Source organism: Roseovarius dicentrarchi, from assembly GCF_003316635.1.
Taxonomy (GTDB): domain Bacteria; phylum Pseudomonadota; class Alphaproteobacteria; order Rhodobacterales; family Rhodobacteraceae; genus Roseovarius; species Roseovarius dicentrarchi.
In genome coordinates this window covers 82,240-105,586 of the sequence record NZ_QNQP01000012.1, presented here as the reverse complement: position 1 = coordinate 105,586, position 23,347 = coordinate 82,240, and the positions used below count along the sequence as shown (strand labels likewise).

Here is a 23,347-nt window from a genome sequence, read left to right as displayed (position 1 = left end):
TGGCCAGTCCTGCCCATGATCGCGTGAAATCACTGCCCGCGATCGCGTGAAACAGGTGCCCGCCTTCCCATGAAATCGCTGCCCACGATCAGCTGAAATCAGTGCCCGCCATCATGCGAAACGCGCAGTCCAACGCTTGGCGGCCTCGGTCTGTCGTTCGAGGCTGGCACCTTGGCGCTGCTTTTCGGAACTGAAGCGGACATACGAGAAGGCGAGTGGCATTTGCTTATGGTCGGTCATGGTCAGGGTCTCCAGTCTATTCAGGCTCCCCGTCTATACCTCTCCTATATCACAAATATCAAAAAACTGGTCGAGATGGAGTATATGCACCACCAGCGCTGCGAAATCGATCGCCGCTCGGTCCGGGTGCGTCTGACGCCGCGGGGTCGGCAGATCCGCGATGTGGTGACGGACCTTTTCGGTCGCCATGCCGAAGGGCTTCAGGCCCAGGGCGTGCTGGGGCTGGACGGGATCGACCAGATCGCCAGTTCCCTGCGCCGGGTCGAGCGGTACTGGACCGACCAGATCCGCTACATCTACTGATAAAGGCCGATACTGGGACGGCCATCAAACTGCTGCGCCGATCATGCGCAGCAGCCTTGATCGCGCCCGTGTCCTACCAGCTTCCGGTGTTTTCCATGCTGGCCCAAGGTTCGGCCGGGGCCAGCGCCTCACCGTCCTGGAGCAGCTCGACCGAGATGTTGTCGGGGCTGCGCACAAAGGCCATCCGCCCGTCACGCGGCGGGCGATTGATGGTCACGCCGTTGGCCTGCAAATGGGCGCACATCTCGTAAATGTTGTCGACGCTGTAGGCCAGATGCCCGAAATGGCGGCTGTCATCGGGCAGCTTGTCGTCACCGTCCCAGTTATATGTCAGCTCAATCGGGCATTCCTCCTGCCCTTCGGGCGCCATGAAGATCAGCGAAAAGCGGCCATCCTCGTTATCCATCCGGCGGATTTCGCGCAGGCCCAGAAGCGCATAGAACGCCATGGATTTTTCCAGATCCTTGACGCGGACCATGGTGTGCAAATAGCGGATTGTCATCGTTCTCTCCTTGCTGCTCCGGCTGGGGCCTATCCTAGGGGGAATGAGCTGCGCGTCCAGCAACGCTTTCTTTCGCGCCGGCTGCGGTCTACAAAGCGTGCCAATCGACTCAACGCTCATTTCCGCCGCGCGAAGGACCAGCCCATGCCCCTTACCCCCCAGCAGATCGCCGAAATCGACGCACAGCGCGCACAGCCGCAAACCACCCTGCGCGCCACAGCCCAAGGGATGGAGACGCATTTATACACCGCCTATCCGGTGCTGGATCACGGGTTTGTCCGCGTGGTGGATTATATGGGCGACGATGCCGCCATTTGCCAGGCCGCGCGGGTCAGCTATGGCAAGGGCACCAAATCGGTGCAGAATGACGAAGGGCTGATCCGCTACCTCATGCGCCATTGGCATTCGACCCCGTTCGAGATGTGCGAGATCAAGCTGCACGTCAAACTGCCCGTCTTCGTCGCGCGCCAGTGGATTCGCCACCGCACCGCCAACGTCAACGAATATTCGGCCCGCTATTCGATCCTGGACCGCGAATTCTACATCCCCGCGCCCGATGCGCTGAATGCGCAGAGCAAAGTCAACAATCAGGGCCGCGGCGACCTGCTGGAAGGGGAGGAGGCGGATCGCGTGCTGAAATACCTGCGCGACGATGCGATGCGCGCATACGATCATTACGAGGAAATGATTTCGGACGAGGGCCAGCAGGGCCTTGCGCGCGAACTGGCCCGCATGAACCTGCCCGCCAACATCTATACGCAGTGGTACTGGAAGGTCGATCTGCACAACCTGCTGCACTTCCTGCGCCTGCGCGCCGACGCCCACGCCCAATACGAGATCCGCGTCTATGCCGAGGAGATCTGCAAACTGGTCGCCGACTGGGTGCCGTTTGCGTACAGGGCTTTCGACGATTACCGCATGGGTGGTGCGCAACTGTCTGCCACGGCACTTGATTGCGTGCGCCGGATGCTGAAGGGCGAAGAGGTCACGCAGGAGAATTCCGGCATGAGCAAGGGGGAATGGCGGGAGTTCGAGGGGGTTTTGAGCGGCTCCGATTGAGCGTCCTTTATCTTGGCGCAAGCGGGCTCAGGCCCGCTCCAACCACCCCTTCACCACATCCACAAACGCCCGCGGCTCCTCGGCATGCAGCCAATGGCCCGCGCCCTTGAGCGCCGCGAACCGCGCCTCGGGAAAGAGCGGCTTGATCACCTTGCGGTGTTCGGGCTGCACGTAGTCCGATTGGCCGCCGGTCAGGAACAGGGCCGGGCGCTCGAACTGGCCGTGCAGGTCGGGGAAGCCCATGATCTGCGGCATCGCGTCTGCCAGCACGTCGAGGTTCAGGCGCCAGCGGCGCCCCGCCACATCCAGCGATTGCAAGAAGAACGGCACCAGCGCCGGATCGTCCACCAGCGGCTCCAGCAGGGCGGCGGCGTCGGAGCGTTTCTCGATGCCCGACAAATCGACCTGCCGCATCGCGTCGAGGTATTTCAACTGGCTGTGCCCATAGCTGACCGGCGCGATATCGGCGACGATCAGGCGGTTCACCAGATCGGGCTGGGTCAGCGCCAGCGTCATCGCCGCCTTGCCGCCCATCGAGTGGCCTAGCAGATCGACGGGGCCGTCCAGCGTAGCGGCAACTTCGGCCAGATCGGCGGCCAGATCGGGGTAGCTGTGGGTATCGCGCCACGCGCTTAGCCCGTGATTGCGCAGATCCACCGCCACAACGCGGCGGGTGTCCGACAGGCGCCGCGCAATGACGCCCCAGTTGCGGGCGGAGCCATAAAGGCCGTGCGCGATCAGCAGGGTGGGGGCGTCCGTGCGCGCCCCGTGGTCAATCATATTCAACATAAGCGCATGAATAGCGCGGTCGCGCCGCGCGTTCCAGTACCATTGAGCCTGCGCGCCCATGCGGCTAGGGTCCGGCGCAAAACGAGGGGCGCGCAATGATTGATCCGGTGACATTTCAGCAAGATATCGACGCGGTGCAGACCAAGCTGCGCATCCGTCTGGGGGCGCGCGGCAAAACGCTGTCGCGCAGTTTGCGGCGGGCCGGACGCGCCTTGCCAAAACCGGCGCGGCAGGCGGGCCGGCGGCTGGTACAGATGCAGGCCATGGTGGCGCATCCCAGGCTGCGCCGTCTGGTGACGCGCGCAGAGGTCGATGGCGCCCTGGCCGACCTGAGCGCGCCGCTGAACCTGATCAATGTGAAAGAGCGGCGCAAGGACCGGCTGCTGAGCATGACGGCCAGCGTGGTGTTTGGTCTGATGGTGCTGGGCGCCGGCATCATCGCGCTGATGCGCTGGCGCGGGTTGCTGTGAACGCAAAACGGCGCCGCTGTTTCCAGCGGCGCCGTAATTCGTGCAATTTATCGGCTCAAAGGTTCGGGTAAAGCGGGAAGCGGTCGCAGAGGTCCGCAACTTCCTTGCGCACCTTCGCCTCGACATCCGCGTTGCCATCGGGGCCGTTCGCTGCCAGCCCGTCGACCAGTTCAACGATCCAGTCACCGATCTGGCGGAATTCAGCCTCTTTGAAGCCGCGCGTGGTGCCCGCCGGGCTGCCCAGACGCAGGCCGCTGGTGACGGTCGGCTTTTCAGGGTCGAACGGCACGCCATTCTTGTTGCAGGTGATATGCGCGCGGCCCAGCGATGCATCGGCGATGTCGCCGGTCACCTTCTTGGGGCGCAGATCGACCAGCATCAGGTGCGTGTCGGTGCCGTCGGTCACGATGTCCAGACCGCCCTTTTTCAGCTGATCGGCCAGCGCCTGCGCGTTCTTTATGACCTGCTGGATATAGCCCTTGAATTCGGGGCGCAGCGCCTCGCCAAAGGCCACGGCCTTGCCTGCGATGACATGCATCAGCGGACCGCCCTGAATGCCGGGGAAGATGGCCGAGTTGAATTTCTTGGCCAGCTTTTCGTCATTGGTCAGGATCATGCCACCGCGCGGGCCGCGCAGGGTTTTGTGCGTCGTGGTCGTGGCCGCGTGGGCGTGCGGGAAGGGCGAGGGATATTCGCCCGCCGCGATCAGGCCCGCGAAATGCGCGACGTCGGCCAGGACATATGCGCCGACCATATCTGCAATCTCGCGGATGCGCTTGAAATCCAGCTGGCGGGGAATCGCGCTGCCGCCGGCGATGATCATCTTGGGCTTATGTTCCTTGGCCAGCGCTTCCATCTGGTCGTAGTCGACATCCAGCGTATCGCGGCGCACGCCGTACTGGATGGCGTTGAACCACTTGCCCGACTGGTTCGGGGCGGCGCCGTGGGTCAGGTGACCGCCTGCATCCAGGCTCATCCCCAGGATGGTGTCGCCGGGTTGCAGCAGGGCGGTGAACACGCCCTGGTTGGCCTGCGATCCCGAGTTGGGCTGCACGTTGGCAAAATCGCAGCCGAACAGCTTGCAGGCCCGCTCGATCGCCAGATTTTCGGCCACATCGACGAACTGGCAACCACCATAATAGCGACGGCCCGGATAGCCTTCGGCGTATTTGTTGGTCATGACAGAGCCCTGGGCTTCCATCACGGCGGCCGAAACGATGTTCTCGGACGCGATCAGCTCGATCTCGCTGCGTTGGCGGCCAAGCTCTTTGGTGATTGAGTCGAACACCGCGGAGTCGCGGCTGGACAAGGATTCAGTGAAAAAACCGGAGTCGGACATGGGGTGGCTCCCTAATTGCAATGTCGTTGCCGGACGTGGTAGCGGAAACATTATTGCAATGTAAGCTATTAATGCGACAAATTCGTGCGTCCATGCGGCAGCACTGGCGAAGCGCGTTAATCTGTGGTGTCATTGCGGCCTTGAGCACGGCAGCAGAGCGGGACAGCCAGAAAAATGCAGGCAAACATAGCCTTCCTTGCCAGCACAGCGCCCAGTGCGCGTGCGGCCCATACTGCATTGGTGCGCCGCTATGGTACGGTGCCGGTTGACAGCGCCGATGTCATCGTGGCGCTGGGCGGTGACGGCTTCATGTTGCAGACGCTGCACAACACGCAGGAGCTGAATGTGCCGGTCTATGGCATGAATCGCGGCACTGTCGGGTTCCTGATGAATGAATACAGCGAATCGGACCTGCTGGACCGGCTGAAGGCCGCCGGCGAGGAGGTCATCAACCCGCTGTCGATGCATGCCGAATCAGCGGGCGGCGGGACGCACCGCGCGCTTGCCATTAACGAGGTGTCGCTGCTGCGGGCCGGACCGCAGGCGGCGCAGCTGAAAATCACCGTGGATGGACACGTCCGGCTGGAAGAGCTGTCTTGCGACGGTGCGCTGCTGTGTACGCCCGCCGGATCGACGGCCTACAACTACAGCGCGCACGGCCCGATCCTGCCGATCGGGTCCGATGTTCTGGCCCTGACGGCGGTTGCGGCCTACCGCCCGCGCCGCTGGCGGGGTGCCTTGCTGCCCAAGGCAGCCACCGTGCGGTTTGACATTTGCGAGCCGGAAAAGCGCCCGGTTATGGCCGTGGCAGACAGCACAGCGGTGAACGACGTCCTGTGGGTCGAAATCCGGTCAGAGCCCAGTATCGCGCACCGGATCCTGTTCGATCCCGGCCATGGTCTGGAGGAACGGCTGCTGCGCGAACAGTTTGTCTGATTTCGCGCGCAAAGGTGGAACCGAAGCGGCTGCCACCGGGTTGGTATGTCAGACGGGCAGGGCAGCGCCTCTGGTCCGGACGGACACCAAGAACAGGAGATTCGAAATGAACTGGGACACAATCAAAGGCAACTGGAAGCAGCTCACCGGCGAAGCAAAATCGCAGTGGGGCGAGCTGACAGATGACGACGTTCAGCAGGCGGAAGGCGACCGCGAAAAGCTGGTCGGTAAGGTGCAGGAGCGCTACGGCATCGCCAAGGACGAGGCAGAGCGTCAGGTTGACGATTTTGCCGCACGCGTCAACAAGTAGGCGCGTTGCAGGTATTCGCGCTATCCCTCAAAGCGCAGTCATGATCAGGGGCGGCTCCATCGGGGCTGCTCCTTTTTCATATTTGGGGGGGGATGTCTGGCGGCTTGGCGCCGCATGGCATCACTGATACCGGCCTAGCGCTTGCGCGCCTCCAGTTCGGAGTTGAAGATCCGCAGGCGGTGGCCAAAGGTATCCTCGTCAATCACGCTGTCGAAATTCTCGAACAGGAATGACAGCGCCTCACCTTCGTCCAGACCAGCCTCTTGCGACAGACGGCGCAGACGGCGATACGCGTCTTCGGTCATTGCCGTATTGAACCGGCGCGTCAGGCGAAAGCGTTTTGGCATGGACGGCTCCTGGGCTGGATGGGCGGGCAGCGCAAGGCGATCCTATACCCGATCAGGCCGTCGCAGCAATCCACCGCCAAGGCCGGCTACTCAGCAGCAGCGCAGGTTTGGCGTTGCGCCAGCAGACGTCCGGCGCAATCAATATGGCCGCGCAGTTCCGAAATGGCGGTGTCCAGCTCATCCCGTTCGCGGATCATCTGCGCCAACCGCTCGGTGGCAAGTTCCCGCGTGCGGCGAAGCTGAATGTTGTCCGGATCGCCCGGCTCGTACAGGTTCAGCAGCTGGCGAATTTCCTCAAGCGCAAAGCCAAAACGCTTGCCACGCAGGATCAGTTTCAGCCGGGCACGCTCGCGTTTGGTGAAAAGCCGTTTCTGCCCCTGCCGAATAGGGGCAAGCAGTTCTTTTGCCTCATAAAACCGCAAGGTGCGAGGGGTCACGTCAAAAGCGTCACACATCTCGCGTATTGTCATCAAATCGCCGCTCATGTCCAACCCGATCCTGTTCGCCGTGCAGTTGAAAAGTAAGGACTATAATTGACGATACAACATGTCACGGCAAATTGGGACAGTTTTGTTGCCTCAATCTTGCGTGATCGGCGCGGCACGGTTCCGGGTTGCGCCCATGCGCGCCTGCGCCGATAGAATATGTGACCAATTTATCGGAAGGAACGTCAAAGATGGCCGATGACACGGACACCCGCGCGGATGGCGCAACCGCCAAGGATTTTTTCGGCACGGTTCCGCACGCCACCGCGCTGGGCCTGACATTTGGCACGATCGAAGGCGGCACCGCTGTCATGTCTATGCCCTGGGCCGAAAGGCTGGTGGGCGATCCGGCGACGGGCGTGGTGCATGGCGGCGCTGTCAGTGCGCTGATGGACACCTGTTGCGGGGCGGCAGTGATGAGCCATCCGCAAATGGGCGGACCCACGGCCACGCTGGGCCTGCGCATTGACTACATGCGCCCCGCTACCCCCGGCCAGACCATCCGCGCCGAGGCGACGTGCCACCACGTCACGCGCACAGTTGCATTCGTGCGCGCCGTGGCGATGGATGACGACAGCGCGCGCCCCGTCGCAACCGCCACCGGCACCTTTACCGTGAGCGCGGCATGACCGCCCGCCGCGCCGCCCCCGAGCCGGTCGAGGTGACCCGCCAGCGCCGCGATCAGGCGCTGGCGACACTGGTTGCAGGCGTGCCTTACATCACCTTTCTGGGCGTCCGGTTTGAACGGCGCGGTGACGAGCTGACGGCGATCATGCCCTATGCGAGCAGTCTGATCGGAAACCCCGCGCCAGCCGCGCTGCATGGCGGCGCGACAGCGGCCTTTCTGGAAATGACGGCGATCATCAGCCTTGGCTGGGCGATGCTGTGGCCCCGGATCGAAGGGGGCGGGCAAGCGCCCGGCGCCGCGCCCGCACTGCCCAAGACGATTGATTTCACCATCGATTATCTGCGCGCCGGCCTGCCGCGTGACGCCTATGCGCGGGCGCGCGTCACGCGCGTAGGGCGCCGCTATGCATCGGTCCAGTCCGAGGCGTGGCAGGACAACCGCGATCGCCCGATTGCACAGGCGGCGGGCCATTTCCTGATGCCGCCCGGCGATGGCTGACGCGGCGCCCGCACATATCCGTCTGACCCATCGCCGCGTCCTGCGCATTGCATGGCCGATCGTTTTGTCTAACGCGACGGTGCCACTGTTGGGCATTGTCGATACCGGCGTGATCGGCCAGCTGGGGCAGGCGGCGCCGATTGGCGCGGTTGGCGTCGGCGCGGTGATATTGACGGCAATCTACTGGATTTTCGGCTTTCTGCGCATGGGCACGAGCGGGCTGACCGCGCAGGCGCGCGGCGCGGGGGACAGTGCCGAAGTGGCAGCAATGCTGACCCGCAGCCTGATGATCGGGGCGGCAGGCGGCGTGCTGGTTGTGCTGCTGCATGTCCCGCTTTTTGCCGGCGCCTTCGCGCTGTCACCCGCCAGCGCCGAGGTCGAGCGTCTGGCGCAGGACTACATGAGCGTCCGTGTCTGGAGCGCGCCCGCCATGATCGCCCTTTTCGGCATGACCGGCTGGCTGATCGCGCTGGAGCGGACGGGCGCCGTTCTGGTGATCCAGCTGGTGATGAACGGGCTCAATATCGTGCTGAACCTGTGGTTCGTGCTGGGGCTGGGCTGGGGCGTGACCGGCGTTGGCTGGGCTACCTTTGTGGCGGAATGGGCGGGGCTGGTGACCGCGTTCGTGCTGTGCCGCGACGCATTTCGCGTGCCTGCATGGCGCAACTGGGCGCTGATCTTTGACGCCGCGCGCTTGTGGCAGATTGCATCGGTGAACACCGATATCCTGATCCGCTCGGCCCTGCTGGAGGTGGTGATGCTGTCCTTCATCTTTCTTGGCAGCGATCTGGGCGATGTCACATTGGCGGCCAATCAGGTGCTGGTGCAGTTTCTGCATGTCAGCAGCTACATGATGGACGGCTTTGCCTTCGCGGCCGAGGCGCTGGTGGGGCAGGCGGTGGGCGCGCGGGCGGCGGGCGCGGTGCGCCGCGCGTCGATCCTGACCAGCCAGTGGGGGCTGGGCGCGGGCGTGCTGCTGGCGCTGTGCTTTGCGCTGTTCGGCGGTGCGGCGATTGATGCGCTGGCCGCGTCCGACGCGGTGCGCGCGGCGGGCCGCGAATTTCTGCCATGGATGGTGGCGGCGCCGATTTTCGGCGCGGCGGCGTGGATGCTGGACGGTATATTCATCGGCGCGACACGCACCCGCGACATGCGCAATATGATGATCGTTTCGTTGGCGGTCTACGGCGCGGCGCTGGTCCCCTTGGTGCCGCTTTTTGGCAATCACGGGCTTTGGGCGGCGCTGCTTGTGGCGTTTGCGGTGCGCGGCATCACGCTGGGCCTGCGCTATCCGGCGCTTGAGCGGGCGGCGGGCTAGGGTGTGATGCCGCGCGCGATTTTCAGCAGCGCGGATCGTGCCGCAGCGTGATCACAGCCACGCGTCCCGCTGCGTGCCGACGGCATTGGCGACGTTGGCATGCCCGTCCGCCTCCAGCAGTCGCTCCAGCCCGCGCGCGATGCGCGGCACCAGCGGCAGCCCCTCATAGACCAGTGCCGAATAGAGCTGCACAGCACTCGCGCCGGCGCGGATCTTGGCATAGGCATCTTCGGCAGTGGCGATGCCACCGACGCCGATCAGGGGCATGGTGCCGTTTGTCAGCTGCGAAAGGCGCGCCAGAACGCGGGTGGATTTGTCAAACAGCGGCGCGCCGGACAGCCCGCCGGCCTCCGCCTTGGCGGCAGAGGTCAGGCCGGCGCGGTCCAGTGTCGTATTCGTGGCGATGATCCCGGCCAGCTGCGCCGATTGCGCCACCTCGGCGATGTCGCCCAAGGCAGCATCATCCAGATCCGGCGCGATTTTCAGGAAGACAGGAATGGGCCGCTCCAGCCAGTCGCGCGCCTCCATCACCCCGGACAGCAGGGCGCGCAGGGCGTCGCCGCCTTGCAAATCACGCAGCTTTTCGGTGTTCGGGCTGGAGACGTTGACGGTGGCAAAATCTAGGTAACGGCCGCAATGGGCCAGCACGCGGGCAAAATCCTCGGCCCGGTCGTCGCTGTCCTTGTTCGCGCCCAGGTTCAGCCCGATCACCGCGTCCTTGGGCCGCTGTGCCAGCCGCCTTGCCGCGGCTTCCATGCCCAGATTGTTGAAACCAAAGCGATTTATTACCGCGCGATCGTCTGGCAGGCGAAACAGGCGCGGGCGCGGATTACCGGCCTGCGGGCGGGGCGTGACCGCCCCAAGCTCAACCATGCCGAAACCGGCCCGCGCCAGCGGCCCCAAAGCCTCGGCATTCTTGTCAAACCCCGCCGCCAGCCCGACGGGGTTATCCAGCCGCAGCCCCGCGACATCGCAGGCCAGACGCGGCGAGGTGATCCGCCCCGGCAGCGGCACCAGCCCGCTGCGCAGCGCCCGTAGGGCCAGCCCATGCGCCCGCTCCGGATCGAGGCGGTGCAGCAGGTTCAGGCCAAGACGATTGATCACGCTCACTCCGCACCCGCCGGAAACTGATGCACGCCGTTTACCAGCGGCAGCGGCTGTGTCCAAGCTACGTCCGCCAGTGTTAATTCCCGGTAAAGATGCGGAAAAAGCGCGCCGCCGCGTGACGGCTCCCACTTCAGATCCGCGCCAAGAGGTGCAGGATCGACGCCCAGCAGCATCAGGTCCGTCTCACCGGCAAAATGCTTGGCCGCCGTTTCCGGGGCTTGCGCAATGGTCGAAAAATGAATGAACCCGTCCGCCACATCAACAGCCGCGCCCGCGCTGGTGCCGGTGCTGCGCAGATCGTCCCACTCATCCTTGCGGAATATCTTATAGATCATCATGGCCTCCTGATGCCGCGCGCCGCCGCGCGGGTCAAGCGTGATGCGCCTGCATCAATCGGGCGCGTAAGTCACGGTAGCGCCGGCCGCATCCATCGGGCTGCCCGCCCGGTCAAAGCGCAGATAGGCGATGCCGCGCCCGCCTGACTGGGTGTAGAGCGTGCCGGCCGCCTTGCCGCCTGCGGTAATCTCGGTGCCCACTGGTGCGGCGCCGTCCACCTGAACCGTGGCCAGCCCCTTGCGCAATTCGGTCTTGTGCTTCATCCTGGCGGTCACTTCCTGCCCGACATAGCACCCTTTGCGGTAATCAACGCCGTTCAGCCGCTCGAACCCGGCCTCAAGAATGAACGTGTCCGGGGTCAGTTCGATCCCGGTTTCGGGGATGCAATGGGCAACGCGCAGCGCGTCCCAGTCCGTGCCGTCATCGCCCGCCTCTGCACCATACAGCCGCCAGCCCATCGCCGGATGACGGGGATCCGCCATCGCGCCCGCGGGCGGTGTTCCGGTCCCGCGCGACAGCTGCAAATCGGTCGGCGCAATCTGCACATCGGCGCGCAGGCGGTACATGTTCAGCCGCTGCACCAGACCCAGCGAAATGCTGTCCGCCGCGTCGATATGCAGCGCGCCATCCCGTTCGAACACAAAAAAATCGGCCAGATATTTGCCCTGCGGCGTCAGCATCGCGGTATAGACAAGGCCCTGATCCAGCTTGGCCAGATCATTGGTGATCAACCCCTGAAGGAAGCTGTGCGCATCGCTGCCGGTGATCTGGTGAATTGTCCGCATGACTGATACCTCCCGTTATGCCGCCCCTGTCATATAGGATCGCGGGGCGCGGGCAACAGGGGGGCGGGGATGCGCGCAAGGCTATCCGTGATCGTGCCGGTGCTGAACAGCGCATCTGCGCTGCCCGAATTACTGCCGGGGCTGATGGCCGGGGTCGAGGCGGGGCTGATCCGCGAGCTGATCCTGTCCGACGGCGGATCGGATGACGCAACCGCGCGCATCGCCGATCAGGTCGGCGCTGTCTGGATCACAGGCACGGCGTCGCGCGGCGCGCAACTGCGCCGGGGCGCTGCGGCGGCGGGCGGCGACTGGCTGCTGTTTCTGCACGCCGATACGCAGCTGCCGGACGGATGGGTGCAGGCCGTTCAGGCGCAGATGGATGACGGCAGGCCAGGATATTTCCGCCTGTCCTTCGCGGCGCAGGGGGCGGCGCCGCGTATTGTAGCTGGGTGGGCCAACCTGCGGTCGCGGGCGTTCAGCCTGCCCTATGGCGATCAGGGCCTGTTGATTGCCCGGCTCGAATATGACAGCGCGGGCGGTTACCCCGCTATCCCGCTGATGGAGGATGTGGCATTGGCGCGCCGATTGGGGCGCAGGCTGCGGATGATGCCCGTGACAGTGCGCACCAGCGCCGCGCGCTACCAGCAAGCCGGCTGGATCGCGCGTGGCGCGCGCAACCTGTCGCTGTTGGCCCGGTATCTGATGGGCGCCGACCCGGAGGATCTGCGCAAACGCTACTGACGGGCGGGATATGAAAATTCGCAGAATTTTCTCTGGCCGCTTGCCTCGGGTTGCGTAGCGCGGTATCAGGAACGCGCCTGAGCGGGCGTTGTGTAATGGTAAGACCTCAGCCTTCCAAGCTGATGACACGGGTTCGATTCCCGTCGCCCGCTCCAAATCCCCCACCATTTGAGCGATGCGCATGACATTTCGCGCGAAATGCGTGCGCAGACATGAAAAAGCCCGGCTGTTAACCGGGCTTTTTGTCGTGGCATGACAGAACCTGTCTAGGTGACGTTTTTCGCCGACAGCTCGACCGCGTGCAGGAATGATTTCGCCGACGAACTGGCCGACAGAAGCAGGAATGTATCTTCGTCCGTGCGGGCAATGATGGCGCCCATATGCTCCATTATCGTCCGGGCGACGGCGCTCACCGCGAACGCGTCCGGGTGCAGATCAACCGGGCAGATCCGCTCCAGCGCGCGCCGCGCGCCGGGGCCGGAGATTTCCAGCGAACACCACGCATCCGTCTGGTCGGTGGTATAGACCGCGCCGTTCAGCTTTGCCGCGATCTGCCGCTCGGCATCGGGCGTTGCGCAGGCAAACAGCACAAACGCCTGGTCGACGCCCAGACGCATGAGCGCCGTGGCGTCATCGCCGGTTGTGGCGGATGTGCCGACCTCGGGCAGATCAATGCCGAAAGCGGACTTGATCGCTGCCTTGGCCGAATCCTCCCCGCCCAGCGGCAGGGCGATGGAAACGATGGCCAGATCCTTGGGCGCGCTCAGCTTGATGTCGCCGAAGCTGGCTGAATACCCGGCCAGTGGCGGGGCGGAGATGAGGGTGAAATCAGGCACGCAGACGCTCTCCTTCGGGGTCGATGAAGTGGGCCGAGACAATCTCGACCTCCATCTCGGTGTTGTGCAGGGGGCTGACGGCGCGAACGATTTCGCCCATGCGTGTATGCCCCGATTTGATAAAGCCAAGCCCGACCGAGTGATCCAGGCTGGGCGACCAGGCAACAGACGTCATCCAGCCCTGATCGTTGGCCATTGTCGCATCATCGCCCTTGTTGATGAAATGCGATCCGGCAATCAGCTTCTGGCTGCGATCCACCGGGCGGAAGCCGACCAGACGTTCGGCATCCTCGCGGTTCATCTCGGGCCGCTGCGACAGGATCTTGCCGATGCAGTCCTTCTTCTTGCTGACCATGCCGCCCATGCCCAGCATATGCGCGGTGGTGCGCCCGTCCAGCTCGTTGCCGGCCGCGTGGCCCTTTTCGATCCGCATGACGCTGAGCGCTTCGGTGCCGTATGGGCAGGCGCCGAACTCCTCGCCCGCCTTCATCAGCGCCTCCATCAGGGAGTTGCCGTAGCGCGCAGGCACCGCAATCTCATAGGCCAATTCGCCCGAGAAGGAGATGCGGAACAGGCGCCCCGGCGTGCCGCCGCAAACGGTGATCTCGCCGCAGGCCATGAAGGGGAAGCCCTCGTTCGACATGTCCTGACTGTCCGCGTCAACGATCTTCGTCAGCAGCTTGCGCGCGTTGGGGCCGGCAACGGCGAACTGCGCCCACGCATCGGTGGTCGAGATCATGTGCACGTCCAGATCCGGGTAAAGGCACTGGCGCACGAATTCCATCCGGCGGAACACCAGAACCGCGTTGGCGGTGGTGGTGGTCATCACGAAATGGTTCTCGGCCATGCGCGCGGTGGTGCCGTCATCATAGCAGATGCCATCCTCGCGCAGCATGATGCCATAGCGCACGCGCCCGACTGCCAGCTTGGCAAAGGCGTTGGCATAGACCTTGTTCAGGAACTCGGCAGCGTCCTTGCCCTGGATGTCGATCTTGCCCAGCGTGGTCACGTCGCAGATGCCGACCGAATTACGGGTGTTCAGAACCTCGCGGTCAACCGAATCGCGCCAGCCAGCCTCGTTGCCCTTGACGAACCACTGCGCACGCAGCCAGTTGCCAACCTCGACGAAGGTCGCGCCATGCTTGGTTGCCCATTCATGGCTGGGGGTCAGGCGGTAGGGGCGGAAATCGGTTCCGCGCGCCCGGCCCGCCAATGCACCCATTGGCACGGGGGTATAGGGCGGGCGGAAGATGGTCGTGCCCGTTTCGGGGATCGATTTGCCGGTGCATTCGGCCATGATCGCCAATGCCGACATGTTCGAGGTCTTGCCCTGATCCGTGGCCATGCCGGTGGTTGTGTAGCGCTTCAGATGTTCGACCGATTTGAACCCTTCACGGTGGGACATCTTGATGTCCTTGACCGTGACGTCGTTCTGAAAATCGACCCAGGCGCGCTTCTTGCCCGAGGGGATGTGCCATTTCGGCTCGCCCTCATATGCCTCGTCCTCGGCCTTGGGTGCGGCTTGCGCGGACGCATCAAAGCCCAGATCCTGCACCTGAGACGTCGCCATTCTGGCACCTTCGCCCAACGCGGCAGCCAGTGTCAGCGCGCCGCCGGCGGCGCCTGCGACGACCATGCCGGCGGGGAGGTTTTCGCCCGGCACGAAGGCCGCGATCTGCTCGTTCCAGACGGGGCGGCCCCGCTGGTGGCAGGTCAGGTGAACGGCCGGGTTCCAGCCGCCGGACACGGCAAGACAATCGACGTCGATCATCTGGCCATCGGTTAGCGTGATCCGCTTCAGCGCCTTGCGCCCTGCGGTATCCACCACGCCAGCGCCGCGGATGTGGCGCGCGCCCGGCACGTCGCAGACGGCGGGACGATTGCGCGTGTCGATGACCGCGACGACCTCAACCCCCTTGGCAGCAAGGTCGGATGCGGTGCGCCAGCCATCGTCATTGTTGGTCAGTACCGCGACCTTCTGGCCGGGTGTCACGCCAAAGCGGTTCACATAGGTGCGCACGGCGCTGGCCAGCATGATGCCGGGGCGGTCATTGTTGCCGAATGCAATGGGCCGCTCCGTCGCGCCGGCGGCCAGCACGGCACGTTTGGAATAGATGCGCCACAGCACCTGACGCGGCTTGCCGCCTGCGCCGGGCAGGTGATCGGTGCAGCGCTCCAGCGCGCCGTAGATGCCGTGATCGAACGCGCCATAAACCGTGGTGCGGGTCATCAGGCGCACATTGTCCATCGAGGCCAGCTCGGCCACGGTTTGTGCGGCCCAGTCGGCGCCGGCCATGCCGTCGACTTCGAATGTTTCCGAGTTCAGGCGCCCGCCGGGGGCGAAATCCTCATCCGCGAGGATCACGCGGGCGCCGGTGCGCGCCGCTGTGAGGGCGGCGGAGAGGCCCGAAGGACCGGCGCCGATGACCAGCAGATCGCAGTGCAGGAAGCCCTTGTCATAGGTGTCGGGATCTTCTTCCATGGACAGCCGGCCGAGGCCGGCGGAGTTGCGGATGACGGGTTCGTAGAATTTCTCCCAGAACGCGGCGGGCCACATGAAGGTTTTGTAGTAGAAACCCGCAGCAAGGAAGGGCGAGACCATGTCCGTTGCGGCCATCAGGTCAAACTCAAGCGAGCCGCGATGGTTCTGGCTGGTGGCAGTCAGGCCGTCGAACAGCTCGGCCACGGTGGCGCGTGTGTTCGGCTCTTGCGCGGCGCCGCTGCGCAGCTGGACCAGCGCGTTCGGCTCTTCCGAGCCGGCGGTCAAAATACCGCGCGGACGGTGATATTTGAACGAGCGGCCGACCAGTACCTGACCATTGGCCAAAAGGGCGGATGCCAGCGTATCGCCGACATAGCCCTGCATGGATTTGCCGTTGAAGGTGAAGTTCAGTGCCTTGGAGCGATTGACGAGACCGCCCTTGATCCGGTTGACTTGGCTCATTTGCTGCGCCCCCGTGCGCGGGCCACATCGCGGGCCATTTCAACATCGGTGATTTCATGGGTGATGGTGTCGCGCGTCACGACCAGCCAGCTGCGATCGCCCTGTTCGTGATACCAAAGTTCTTGCATCTTGCCGGCGATGTTGTCGCGGATATAGCCGTATTCATGGAATTTCTCGGCGGCATCTTCGGCCTCCCAATCCGGACGGTCGATCAGGCAGGCGTCACCGAGATAGATGAATTCAGCGGCGTCGCGTGGTCCAAGAAGCGGGTGGTTGATGATCATGTGTTCACCTCGAAGTGACGCGGAATTCGTCCGAATTCCGGGGAATTTTCCGCGCGGAAAATTGCGCGTTGCGGGGCCAGCGTGCCCGGCAGCCGCTGTGCGGGCTGCGAGGCCGGGATATGGGTATTTTTGCCAAGAAAAAACATGATATCCCTCAATGCAGGTTGGGCTGGTTGCCCTGACCCTTTTCGTCGATAATGTGCCCGCGCTTGAACCGGTCGAGGCGCATTTCGGCGGCGACCGGGTGGGGCGCGTCCTTGGCGATGAGGTGCGCGTAGCACCAGCCCGAGCCCGGCGTTGCCTTGAAGCCGCCATAGCACCAGCCGCCGTTGAAATAGAGGCCGTCGATATGGGTCTTGTCGATATAGGGCGAGCCGTCCATCGACATGTCCATGATGCCGCCCCAGCTGCGCAGCAGGCGGGCGCGGCCGATGATCGGCATGATGGCCATGCCGCCCTCGGCCACGTCCTCGATCACGGGCAGGTTGCCGCGCTGGGCGTAGGAGTTGTAGCCGTCCAGATCGCCGCCGAACACGAGGCCGCCCTTGTCGGACTGGCTGACATAGAAGTGGCCCGCGCCGAAGGTGATGACGCCCGGAATGACCGGCTTGAGCCCTTCGGTGACGAACGCCTGCAGGACGTGCGATTCGATGGGCAGGCGCATTCCGGCGGTGGCCGCGACGCGGCTGGAGGAGCCGGCGACGCACATGGCGACCTTCTTGGCACGGATGGAGCCGCGGGACGTCTGAACGCCGCGGCAGACGCCGTTTTCGATGTCGAAACCGGTGACTTCGCAGTTCTGGATGATGTCGACGCCGCGGCTGTCGGCGCCGCGCGCATAGCCCCATGCGACCGCATCATGGCGCACTGTGCCGCCGCGGCGCTGGAACAGGCCGCCCTTGATCGGGAAGCGGGCGTTGTCGTAGTCAAGGAACGGCAGTTCAGCGCGCAGTTGCTCGGCAGTTGCGTATTCGGCGTCAGCGCCCGCGAGGAACATCGCATTGCCGCGACGGATGAAGGCATCGCGCTGGGCGTCCGAGTGCAGCAGGTTCAGGATCGAACGCTGGCTGACCATGGCGTTGTAGTTGAAGTCCTGCTCTAGCCCTTCCCACAGTTTCAGCGACAGCTCGTAGAACGGCTCGTTGCCCGGCAGCAGGTAGTTGGAGCGGATGATGGTCGTGTTGCGGCCCACGTTGCCGCTGCCGATCCAGCCTTTTTCAAGGACGGCGACATTGGTGATGCCGTGTTCCTTGGCCAGGTAATAGGCAGTGGCAAGGCCATGGCCGCCGCCGCCGATGATGATGACATCATACTCGGCTTTCGGCTCTGGCTCGCGCCAGACGGGTTTCCAGCCTTTGTTGCCGGTGAGGCCCTCTTTGAGGATGCGGAGTGCGGAATAGCGCATGGGATTTCATCCAACGTTTGGTGAGTTGCGCCCAACATATCGTGCCGCACCGATTGCACTTTCCCAAAAAGGACGTCTATATGTAAAAAATGGACACTTCGATGGATGACACGCAAAGACCTGAGCGAATCGGTATTCTGCCGGTCGCTGAGTTTGCCGTGATGTCCTATGCCGCCACGGTGGAGCCGCTGCGCGCGGCCAATCTCTTGGCCGAACGGCCGCTTTACGAGGTGGTTCATCTTGGAATGACGGACGGGCCCGTGCCCAGTTCGGGCGCTGTCGTGGTGCCGCCGGACGCGCAGGTGGGCGATGCGCCGGGGTTGGATATGCTGTTCGTGATCGCCGGCGGCGACATCAGCGCCTATCATGAACCGCGCCTATATCGCTGGCTGGCGCGGTTGGCACGTGAGGGGGTGGCGCTGGGCGGGGTGTCGGGGGGGCCGGTCATTCTGGCGCGCGCCGGGCTGATGGCCCGGCGGCGGATGACCGTACACTGGGAATATGCCGAAGCGCTGGCTGAATTGTCGCCTGATCTGGCGATCGAGCGCACGCTATATGTGATCGACCGCGACAGGATGACATGCGCGGGCGGCACTGCGCCGCTGGATATGATGCACGCGTTGATCGCGCGGCAGCATGGCGCTGCCTTTGCGCGGCAGGTCAGCGACTGGTTCATGCATACCGATATCCGCCCGCCCGTTGGCCCGCAGCGCGGTGGCCTGGCGCAGCGGGTGGGCGTGCATACGCCTGCGATCCTTGATGCGGTCGAGGCGATGGAAAGCCACGTTGCCGATCCGCTGGACCTGGACCAGCTTGCCACCATTGCCGGCGTTTCGGCGCGGCAGCTGAACCGCCTTTTCAGCGATCAGCTGGACCAGCCTGCCATGCGCTACTATCGCGCGCTGCGGCTGGGCCGGGCGCAGAGCCTTTTGCGGAATTCGTCGATGTCGCTGACGCAGATTGCGCTGGCGACAGGGTTTGCCAATTCATCGCATTTCAGCCGCGCCTATTCGGCCCAGTTCGGGCAGGCGCCGTCGCAATACCGTTAGGATCAGTTCAGCAGCCCTGCGTGGCGCATGCCCGCCTCAACCAATGCCTTGGTTTCATCCGTCAGTGGCACCAGGGGCGAGCGGACGTCTTCGCTGCATTTGCCGATCAGGGACATGGCGTATTTGACGCCGACCAGCCCCGGCTCGGTAAAGATGGCGTGATGCAGGGGCATCAGCCGGTCCTGAATTTTCAGCGCCTCGGCGTAATCGCCGCGCAGGCAGGCGGCTTGCAACTGGGCGCACAGTGCCGGCGCCGCGTTTGCCGTGACCGATATGCAGCCAATCCCGCCTTGGGCGTTGAAGCCGTGGGCGGTGGCATCCTCGCCGGAGATCTGGATGAAATCCGCGCCGCAAGTGATACGCTGCGCGCAGACACGGGCCAGATCGCCGGTGGCGTCCTTGACCCCGATGATGCGCGGCAGCTTGGCCAGTTCGCCCATGGTGGCGGGTGACATATCGACGGCAGAGCGGCCGGGGATATTGTAGATGATGATCGGCAGATCGCAGCTGTCATGCGCGGCGGTGAAATGCGCGACGAGGCCGGCCTGCGTCGGCTTGTTATAATAAGGCGTCACAACCAGCGCCGCATCGGCGCCGACCTTGTGCGCGTGCTGCATGAAGCTGACGGTTTCGGCAGTGTTGTTGCTGCCGGCGCCCGCGATGATCGGGATGCGGTTTGCGGCGACGCGCACGACCTCTTCGACGACGGCCATATGTTCGGTATGGCTGAGTGTCGGGCTCTCGCCGGTGGTGCCGACGGGGACCAGCCCATTGCTGCCCTCGGCGATATGCCATTCCACCAGTTTGCCCAGTGTGTCAAAATCCACCTCGCCGTTTTTCAATGGCGTGACCAGGGCCGGAAGGGAACCTTTGATCATTGTGAACTCCTGTTCGTGGCGGGGCGTGTGGCCCGGTGGGGGTGTGCGTTGCCGCGGCCCGGCGAAATCCCCCGCCCCAACGGGCGGGTGGACGGCGCAACGGCGCGCGCTTAGGTTGGCGCTGTCTATCCTTTGCAATGACGGGAAATGCAAGCCATGTTGCGCCCTCTTTTCGCGGTCCTTTTGCTGATACAGGGCGCTTTGCCCGTCCTTGCGGACACTCCGGCGCGGGTTTTGCCGCCCCGCCCGCTGGCCTCGGCGCTGGATGCCGCGGGCGCCGGGCGGTGGGATCGCGCGGTGCAGCTGGCCCGGCGCGATGGTCCGGTGGCGGGGACGCTGATCGAATGGGCGCGCCTGCGCGCGGGTCGCGGCACCGTGCCCGAAGTGCTGGCGTTTCTGGCCGCGCATCCGGATTGGCCGGGGCTGGACCGCCTGCGCGAGAAATCGCTGGAGGCGTTCGAGAATGCCAGCGACGCGCAGATCCTGGCCTTTTACAAGGGCACGTCGCCGGACACGGGCGCTGGCGTGCTGCGCCATGCGGAGGCTTTGAAGAATGCGAACCGGCTGGGCGACGCCGAGGCGGGCGTGGTGCAGGCGTGGCTGACCTTTGACCTCAGCACCGAAGAGCACACCGATTTTCTGAACGCGTGGGGCCGCCTTCTGGCGCCGCATCACGATGCGCGCATGGACATGACCCTGTGGCGCGGCCTGCGCGATTCGGCGCTGATGCTGCCGCTGGTCAGCGACGAAATGCGCGCGCGCGCCGATATTCGCATGATGGCCAGCGATGGCCGCCGCGGGATCGAGGCCAAGGTCGCCACCCTGCCCGAGGCGATGCAGCGCGATCCGGGCATCGCCCACATGCTGTTTGAACGCTACATCAAGGCGGACAACGCCGAAAAGGCCATGACCCTGATGCAGCGCCAGAGCAAGATCGCCGGCGGTTTGGGGCAGGCGTGGCGCTGGGCGGGGTGGCGGCGCAGTTTTGCCCGCCGGATGATGCGAAGCGGCGATTATGCCCGCGCCTATGATCTGGCCGCGCATCATCAGCTGGTGGATGGCGGCGCCTATGCGGATCTGGAATGGCTGTCGGGTTACCTTGCCCTGCGCTTTATGGAGGATCCGGCGCTGGCGCTGGATCATTTTCAGCGGCTGCGCGCCGCTGTCGGCAGCCCCATTTCCATGGGGCGGGCGGGCTACTGGATTGGCCGCGCCCAAGAGGCGCTGGGCGATCCGGAGGCGGCGCAGATCGCCTATGCCCAAGGGGCAGAGGAGCAGACCAGCTTTTACGGATTGCTGGCCGCGGAAAAGGCGGGGCTGCCTGCCGATCCTGCGCTGTCCGGGGCCGAGGTGTTTGCGCCGTGGCAAACGGCAGAGTTTGCGCAGACCGATCTGTTCCGCGCCGCATCGCTGCTGGCCGCCTCGCGCCAGTTGACGCTGGCCGAATGGTTCATCACCGCGCTGGCCGACACGCTGGAGCGCCCCGCGCTGGGCAGTCTGGGCGCCGCGCTGGGCGATATGGGCCAGCCGCATCTGCAAGTGATGCTGGGCAAGGCGGCGGCGCAGCGCGGCATTGTCCTGCCCGCTGCCTATTATGCGCTGCACCCGATGACACAGCTGGATCTGCCGGTGCCGATGGAAATGGCGCTGGCCATCGCGCGGCGCGAAAGCGAATTTGACCACCTTGTTGCCAGCGGCGCGGGCGCGCTGGGCCTGATGCAGGTGCTGCCCGGCACCGCCGGCGACGTGGCGCGCGATCTGGGCATTGCCTATAGCCGCGCTGATTTGCTGAACGAATGGCAATATAATGCACGCATTGGCGCGACCTATCTTGCGCAGATGTCGCAGCGGTTCGGCGGCAATGTCGTGATGGTGTCGGCGGCCTATAATGCCGGGCCGGCGCGCCCGCCGCGCTGGATGGCGGAGCGGGGCGATCCGCGCAGCGGCGAGGGGACCAATGGCCTCGATATCGTCGACTGGATCGAATTCATTCCGTTCGACGAGACGCGCAACTACGTGCAGCGCGTCGCCGAAAGCCTGCCGATCTATCGCGCCCGGCTGGGCAAGGATCCGCATCCGGTGCCGTTCACGGCCGAGCTGACGGGCGCAACAATTCCCTCAACCCTGAAATGATGCGCGCGGGGTGATCCCGCGCGCGTTACCTCGCTTCAGAACATCCGGCGCCAGCCGACGCCCAGCACCCAATCGGTGCCCAGGCGCGGACCGTTCAGATCCTGATAGACCGGCACGCCAATATCCGCGCTCAGCATATGGCCCTTCAGCGGGCCGTTCTGCATCGTGAAATCGGCCCCCGCCGACAGGGTGATCGTATCGCCGCCGTGAAAATCGGGGTTGGCGCCCTGCATCGGCCCCGAAATCAGCCTGTCGCGCCCGTCGATCCGGCCCAGCCGGGCCGCCTCGATCCGGCCCCAGTAGGATACGGCGGGGCCGGGCCTGTAGCTGGCCCATGCGGATACGGCCACCTCGTCGCCCAGCGAATACCCCTCGTCGTTGCTGCCCAGCCGGATGATCCCGCGCAGCTGCGCGCCCCAGTTCAGCCGACCCGCGCCCGTGCGATAGCTGATCGCGGGCAAGAGATCATACGTGCCGGACCCCAGCTGCATCGGATAGGCCATGCGCCGGGTCATCGGAACGCCCATCGGCGACAGCATCGTGCCGGTTTCGGTGATGGACCCCGTCGGAAGGCTGAGCGCCATGCTTAGCAGCACCTTGTCCGGGCCTTTGGTCACCAGCCCGTAGGTGCCGCCAACGCGGATATCGCCCAGCCCGCTTGCGCGCATCTTGGACGTGCCCAGGGTGGCGGTCCCGGCGGGGCCGGCATAGGTCAGCGACGTCATGCTTTTCTCGACCCAGGGCAGCATGGCCATCAGGGTCAGGCGGTCCGTGGGCGCGTACATCAGGCCCAGCATATGCATTTGCATGGTCATTTCCTGCGGCACCACCCGCAGCGTCGGCGGCTGGCCCGGCGCGCCGAAAAAGACGTTCGGAACGGTGGTGGCAATCGCGTCATCGCTGATGCGGCTGGTGCCGATCCGGTTGCCCGACATCGACATCGCGCCAAAGCGATAGCCCAGCATCACCTTGCCCTTGGGCATCAGGTTGTTGCCCATCAGGCCGACCGGCCCGTGCATCGCCCCATGCCCGCCATGCGCCATCTTTCCGGGCATCGCGTCGGTGGCCATGTGGCCGCCTTTCGCGGTGTTCAAATCCATGGCCAATGCAGGCGCGGCTGTCAGGCCAGCCGCAAGGGCCAGCGCTGTCATAAGTTGTTTTTTCATCTTGTTTCACTGTCTTTGCGTGGGCGGCGGCTGTGCCGCGCCCGTTATCCGAGTTTTGGGTTCAAAATCAGATATGCAAAGGCGGCGCGCGGGCCGGGTTACCGGGGCGCGGGGCAGCAGGCAGCACCGGCGCGGCAAAGGCCGTCCACGGGGCGGCAACTGCACGTGTGGGCGCCACCGGAAGCGGCAGGTCGATATCCACCAAGGCCAGCGCCAGTCTGCACAGGCTGCAATGGTCGGCGGGCGGCGCCTCGGGGCTGCCCATCGCAAGCGACGCGTCGACGCGGACCATCTGCCCGTTCAGGCACATCTGCGTCGTGCCGCGCCCCACATCCCCCAGAAACACGCTGGCGGCCAGCATCTGAAGCACCAGCGACAGCGCCATCACCACCGGCAGAACGCCGGAGGTTTGGGCAAGTCTGTCTGAATGATGTCGGCGCGTCATATACTTATCGCCCG

At 64.6% G+C, this 23,347-nt stretch carries 26 protein-coding genes, 1 tRNA gene and 1 pseudogene; 12 read left to right on the top strand and 16 right to left on the bottom strand.

Going from position 1 to position 23,347, the window contains the following annotated elements:
• Positions 1-111: 111 nt before the first annotated feature.
• Positions 112-240: a recombinase family protein gene (locus DQ230_RS17445; RefSeq protein ID WP_275263546.1), complete on the bottom strand. Its 129-nt coding sequence runs from the start codon at positions 238-240 to the stop codon at positions 112-114.
• 54 nt (positions 241-294) lie between these two features.
• On the opposite strand from DQ230_RS17445, the pseudogene DQ230_RS10510 reads away from it, so the two are divergent.
• A pseudogene (locus DQ230_RS10510) lies at positions 295-543 on the top strand (winged helix DNA-binding protein); the annotation flags it as partial.
• Positions 544-616: 73 nt separating this feature from the next.
• On the opposite strand, the gene DQ230_RS10505 reads toward DQ230_RS10510, so the two are convergent.
• Positions 617-1,045 carry a VOC family protein gene (locus DQ230_RS10505; protein ID WP_113912551.1) on the bottom strand — a complete coding sequence of 143 codons (429 nt, stop codon included), beginning with the start codon at positions 1,043-1,045 and terminating at the stop codon, positions 617-619.
• Positions 1,046-1,189: 144 nt separating this feature from the next.
• Between DQ230_RS10505 and thyX the strand changes: the two genes are divergently transcribed.
• Complete coding sequence (gene thyX, locus DQ230_RS10500; protein ID WP_113912550.1) at positions 1,190-2,104, top strand: FAD-dependent thymidylate synthase; 915 nt, start codon at positions 1,190-1,192, stop codon at positions 2,102-2,104.
• 27 nt (positions 2,105-2,131) lie between these two features.
• On the opposite strand, the gene DQ230_RS10495 is transcribed toward thyX, so the two are convergent.
• A complete protein-coding gene (locus DQ230_RS10495) occupies positions 2,132-2,893 on the bottom strand; it encodes an alpha/beta fold hydrolase (protein ID WP_113912558.1) in 762 nt (253 codons plus the stop codon).
• Positions 2,894-3,000: 107 nt separating this feature from the next.
• Here DQ230_RS10495 and DQ230_RS10490 point away from each other — a divergent pair, with 107 nt between their 5' ends.
• Entirely contained in the window at positions 3,001-3,363 is a 363-nt protein-coding gene (locus DQ230_RS10490; RefSeq protein WP_162497420.1) for a hypothetical protein, read from the top strand.
• A 55-nt stretch (positions 3,364-3,418) separates the two neighbouring features.
• Here DQ230_RS10490 and glyA read toward each other — a convergent pair whose 3' ends face one another.
• Positions 3,419-4,702: a serine hydroxymethyltransferase gene (glyA, locus tag DQ230_RS10485; RefSeq protein ID WP_113912548.1), complete on the bottom strand. Its 1,284-nt coding sequence runs from the start codon at positions 4,700-4,702 to the stop codon at positions 3,419-3,421.
• Between the two features lie 174 nt (positions 4,703-4,876).
• Here glyA and DQ230_RS10480 point away from each other — a divergent pair, with 174 nt between their 5' ends.
• Both DQ230_RS10480 and DQ230_RS10475 read left to right on the top strand, forming a co-directional pair.
• Positions 4,877-5,638: an NAD kinase gene (locus tag DQ230_RS10480; protein WP_113912547.1), complete on the top strand. Its 762-nt coding sequence runs from the start codon at positions 4,877-4,879 to the stop codon at positions 5,636-5,638.
• Between the two features lie 106 nt (positions 5,639-5,744).
• Positions 5,745-5,948 carry a CsbD family protein gene (locus DQ230_RS10475; protein ID WP_113912546.1) on the top strand — a complete coding sequence of 68 codons (204 nt, stop codon included), beginning with the start codon at positions 5,745-5,747 and terminating at the stop codon, positions 5,946-5,948.
• 134 nt (positions 5,949-6,082) lie between these two features.
• Here the strand turns inward: DQ230_RS10475 and DQ230_RS10470 are convergent, their stop codons facing one another.
• Both DQ230_RS10470 and DQ230_RS10465 read right to left on the bottom strand, forming a co-directional pair.
• The gene (locus DQ230_RS10470) at positions 6,083-6,295 is read right to left on the bottom strand and encodes a hypothetical protein (RefSeq protein WP_113912545.1); all 213 of its coding nucleotides are present in this window, start codon (positions 6,293-6,295) and stop codon (positions 6,083-6,085) included.
• A gap of 86 nt (positions 6,296-6,381) precedes the next feature.
• Positions 6,382-6,780 carry a MerR family transcriptional regulator gene (locus DQ230_RS10465; RefSeq protein WP_113912544.1) on the bottom strand — a complete coding sequence of 133 codons (399 nt, stop codon included), beginning with the start codon at positions 6,778-6,780 and terminating at the stop codon, positions 6,382-6,384.
• A gap of 191 nt (positions 6,781-6,971) precedes the next feature.
• Between DQ230_RS10465 and DQ230_RS10460 the strand changes: the two genes are divergently transcribed.
• Genes DQ230_RS10460 through DQ230_RS10450 form a run of 3 tightly spaced genes read left to right on the top strand, consistent with a single transcriptional unit; the run spans position 6,972 to position 9,224 of the window.
• Positions 6,972-7,409 (top strand): PaaI family thioesterase, encoded by a 438-nt coding sequence (locus tag DQ230_RS10460; RefSeq protein ID WP_113912543.1) that lies wholly within the window; start codon positions 6,972-6,974, stop codon positions 7,407-7,409.
• Positions 7,406-7,906 carry a PaaI family thioesterase gene (locus DQ230_RS10455; protein ID WP_113912542.1) on the top strand — a complete coding sequence of 167 codons (501 nt, stop codon included), beginning with the start codon at positions 7,406-7,408 and terminating at the stop codon, positions 7,904-7,906. Before DQ230_RS10460 ends, DQ230_RS10455 begins: the two co-directional genes overlap by 4 nt.
• Complete coding sequence (locus DQ230_RS10450; RefSeq protein ID WP_113912541.1) at positions 7,899-9,224, top strand: MATE family efflux transporter; 1,326 nt, start codon at positions 7,899-7,901, stop codon at positions 9,222-9,224. The genes DQ230_RS10455 and DQ230_RS10450 overlap by 8 nt, the downstream gene beginning before the upstream one ends.
• 51 nt (positions 9,225-9,275) lie before the next feature.
• Here DQ230_RS10450 and DQ230_RS10445 read toward each other — a convergent pair whose 3' ends face one another.
• From DQ230_RS10445 to ygfZ, 3 genes are read right to left on the bottom strand one after another with little or no spacing between them, the layout of a single operon-like run.
• Complete coding sequence (locus DQ230_RS10445) at positions 9,276-10,334, bottom strand: quinone-dependent dihydroorotate dehydrogenase (RefSeq protein ID WP_113912540.1); 1,059 nt, start codon at positions 10,332-10,334, stop codon at positions 9,276-9,278.
• Complete coding sequence (locus DQ230_RS10440) at positions 10,331-10,669, bottom strand: DUF952 domain-containing protein (RefSeq protein ID WP_113912539.1); 339 nt, start codon at positions 10,667-10,669, stop codon at positions 10,331-10,333. Before DQ230_RS10440 ends, DQ230_RS10445 begins: the two co-directional genes overlap by 4 nt.
• A 51-nt stretch (positions 10,670-10,720) precedes the next feature.
• Positions 10,721-11,452 carry a CAF17-like 4Fe-4S cluster assembly/insertion protein YgfZ gene (ygfZ, locus tag DQ230_RS10435; protein WP_113912538.1) on the bottom strand — a complete coding sequence of 244 codons (732 nt, stop codon included), beginning with the start codon at positions 11,450-11,452 and terminating at the stop codon, positions 10,721-10,723.
• A gap of 69 nt (positions 11,453-11,521) precedes the next feature.
• Here ygfZ and DQ230_RS10430 point away from each other — a divergent pair, with 69 nt between their 5' ends.
• Positions 11,522-12,193 (top strand): TIGR04283 family arsenosugar biosynthesis glycosyltransferase, encoded by a 672-nt coding sequence (locus tag DQ230_RS10430; protein ID WP_113912537.1) that lies wholly within the window; start codon positions 11,522-11,524, stop codon positions 12,191-12,193.
• Positions 12,194-12,274: 81 nt separating this feature from the next.
• Positions 12,275-12,348, top strand: a tRNA-Gly gene (locus DQ230_RS10425).
• Between the two features lie 111 nt (positions 12,349-12,459).
• Here DQ230_RS10425 and DQ230_RS10420 read toward each other — a convergent pair.
• The 4 genes from DQ230_RS10420 to DQ230_RS10405 all read right to left on the bottom strand — a co-directional run bounded on the left by DQ230_RS10420 (position 12,460) and on the right by DQ230_RS10405 (position 17,662).
• Positions 12,460-13,029, bottom strand: a complete 570-nt coding sequence (locus tag DQ230_RS10420; RefSeq protein WP_113912536.1) for a sarcosine oxidase subunit gamma — start codon at positions 13,027-13,029, stop codon at positions 12,460-12,462.
• Positions 13,022-15,973, bottom strand: coding sequence for a sarcosine oxidase subunit alpha family protein (locus DQ230_RS10415; protein WP_113912535.1), 2,952 nt, complete (start codon positions 15,971-15,973; stop codon positions 13,022-13,024). Before DQ230_RS10415 ends, DQ230_RS10420 begins: the two co-directional genes overlap by 8 nt.
• The gene (locus tag DQ230_RS10410; RefSeq protein ID WP_113912534.1) at positions 15,970-16,257 is read right to left on the bottom strand and encodes a sarcosine oxidase subunit delta; all 288 of its coding nucleotides are present in this window, start codon (positions 16,255-16,257) and stop codon (positions 15,970-15,972) included. The genes DQ230_RS10415 and DQ230_RS10410 overlap by 4 nt, the downstream gene beginning before the upstream one ends.
• A gap of 154 nt (positions 16,258-16,411) precedes the next feature.
• A complete protein-coding gene (locus tag DQ230_RS10405; protein WP_113912533.1) occupies positions 16,412-17,662 on the bottom strand; it encodes a sarcosine oxidase subunit beta family protein in 1,251 nt (416 codons plus the stop codon).
• Between the two features lie 101 nt (positions 17,663-17,763).
• Here DQ230_RS10405 and DQ230_RS10400 point away from each other — a divergent pair, with 101 nt between their 5' ends.
• Positions 17,764-18,711, top strand: coding sequence for a GlxA family transcriptional regulator (locus DQ230_RS10400; RefSeq protein WP_238987491.1), 948 nt, complete (start codon positions 17,764-17,766; stop codon positions 18,709-18,711).
• 2 nt (positions 18,712-18,713) lie between these two features.
• Here the strand turns inward: DQ230_RS10400 and dapA are convergent, their stop codons facing one another.
• Complete coding sequence (gene dapA / locus DQ230_RS10395) at positions 18,714-19,589, bottom strand: 4-hydroxy-tetrahydrodipicolinate synthase (RefSeq protein WP_113912531.1); 876 nt, start codon at positions 19,587-19,589, stop codon at positions 18,714-18,716.
• A 156-nt stretch (positions 19,590-19,745) separates the two neighbouring features.
• Here dapA and DQ230_RS10390 point away from each other — a divergent pair, with 156 nt between their 5' ends.
• Positions 19,746-21,722: a lytic transglycosylase domain-containing protein gene (locus DQ230_RS10390; RefSeq protein WP_238987490.1), complete on the top strand. Its 1,977-nt coding sequence runs from the start codon at positions 19,746-19,748 to the stop codon at positions 21,720-21,722.
• 35 nt (positions 21,723-21,757) lie between these two features.
• On the opposite strand, the gene DQ230_RS10385 is transcribed toward DQ230_RS10390, so the two are convergent.
• Positions 21,758-22,888: a transporter gene (locus DQ230_RS10385; RefSeq protein WP_113912529.1), complete on the bottom strand. Its 1,131-nt coding sequence runs from the start codon at positions 22,886-22,888 to the stop codon at positions 21,758-21,760.
• A gap of 67 nt (positions 22,889-22,955) precedes the next feature.
• Positions 22,956-23,333, bottom strand: a complete 378-nt coding sequence (locus tag DQ230_RS10380) for a hypothetical protein (RefSeq protein ID WP_113912528.1) — start codon at positions 23,331-23,333, stop codon at positions 22,956-22,958.
• Positions 23,334-23,347 lie beyond the last annotated feature (14 nt).

Bases quoted from the DNA above. Each gene is read 5' to 3' on its own strand.
- DQ230_RS10415 (WP_113912535.1), bottom strand. From the start codon at position 15,973: ATGAGCCAAGTCAACCGGATCAAGGGCGGTCTCGTCAATCGCTCCAAG.
- DQ230_RS10430 (WP_113912537.1), top strand. From the start codon at position 11,522: ATGCGCGCAAGGCTATCCGTGATCGTGCCGGTGCTGAACAGCGCATCT.
- DQ230_RS10405 (WP_113912533.1), bottom strand. From the start codon at position 17,662: ATGCGCTATTCCGCACTCCGCATCCTCAAAGAGGGCCTCACCGGCAAC.
- DQ230_RS10470 (WP_113912545.1), bottom strand. From the start codon at position 6,295: ATGCCAAAACGCTTTCGCCTGACGCGCCGGTTCAATACGGCAATGACC.
- DQ230_RS10440 (WP_113912539.1), bottom strand. From the start codon at position 10,669: ATGATGATCTATAAGATATTCCGCAAGGATGAGTGGGACGATCTGCGC.
- DQ230_RS10455 (WP_113912542.1), top strand. From the start codon at position 7,406: ATGACCGCCCGCCGCGCCGCCCCCGAGCCGGTCGAGGTGACCCGCCAG.
- DQ230_RS10380 (WP_113912528.1), bottom strand. From the start codon at position 23,333: ATGACGCGCCGACATCATTCAGACAGACTTGCCCAAACCTCCGGCGTT.
- ygfZ (WP_113912538.1), bottom strand. From the start codon at position 11,452: ATGCGGACAATTCACCAGATCACCGGCAGCGATGCGCACAGCTTCCTT.
- DQ230_RS10410 (WP_113912534.1), bottom strand. From the start codon at position 16,257: ATGATCATCAACCACCCGCTTCTTGGACCACGCGACGCCGCTGAATTC.
- DQ230_RS10495 (WP_113912558.1), bottom strand. From the start codon at position 2,893: ATGTTGAATATGATTGACCACGGGGCGCGCACGGACGCCCCCACCCTG.
- DQ230_RS10475 (WP_113912546.1), top strand. From the start codon at position 5,745: ATGAACTGGGACACAATCAAAGGCAACTGGAAGCAGCTCACCGGCGAA.
- glyA (WP_113912548.1), bottom strand. From the start codon at position 4,702: ATGTCCGACTCCGGTTTTTTCACTGAATCCTTGTCCAGCCGCGACTCC.
- DQ230_RS10450 (WP_113912541.1), top strand. From the start codon at position 7,899: ATGGCTGACGCGGCGCCCGCACATATCCGTCTGACCCATCGCCGCGTC.
- DQ230_RS10390 (WP_238987490.1), top strand. From the start codon at position 19,746: ATGTTGCGCCCTCTTTTCGCGGTCCTTTTGCTGATACAGGGCGCTTTG.
- DQ230_RS10505 (WP_113912551.1), bottom strand. From the start codon at position 1,045: ATGACAATCCGCTATTTGCACACCATGGTCCGCGTCAAGGATCTGGAA.
- DQ230_RS10465 (WP_113912544.1), bottom strand. From the start codon at position 6,780: ATGAGCGGCGATTTGATGACAATACGCGAGATGTGTGACGCTTTTGAC.
- DQ230_RS17445 (WP_275263546.1), bottom strand. From the start codon at position 240: ATGACCGACCATAAGCAAATGCCACTCGCCTTCTCGTATGTCCGCTTC.
- DQ230_RS10400 (WP_238987491.1), top strand. From the start codon at position 17,764: ATGGATGACACGCAAAGACCTGAGCGAATCGGTATTCTGCCGGTCGCT.
- DQ230_RS10460 (WP_113912543.1), top strand. From the start codon at position 6,972: ATGGCCGATGACACGGACACCCGCGCGGATGGCGCAACCGCCAAGGAT.
- DQ230_RS10480 (WP_113912547.1), top strand. From the start codon at position 4,877: ATGCAGGCAAACATAGCCTTCCTTGCCAGCACAGCGCCCAGTGCGCGT.
- thyX (WP_113912550.1), top strand. From the start codon at position 1,190: ATGCCCCTTACCCCCCAGCAGATCGCCGAAATCGACGCACAGCGCGCA.
- DQ230_RS10385 (WP_113912529.1), bottom strand. From the start codon at position 22,888: ATGAAAAAACAACTTATGACAGCGCTGGCCCTTGCGGCTGGCCTGACA.
- dapA (WP_113912531.1), bottom strand. From the start codon at position 19,589: ATGATCAAAGGTTCCCTTCCGGCCCTGGTCACGCCATTGAAAAACGGC.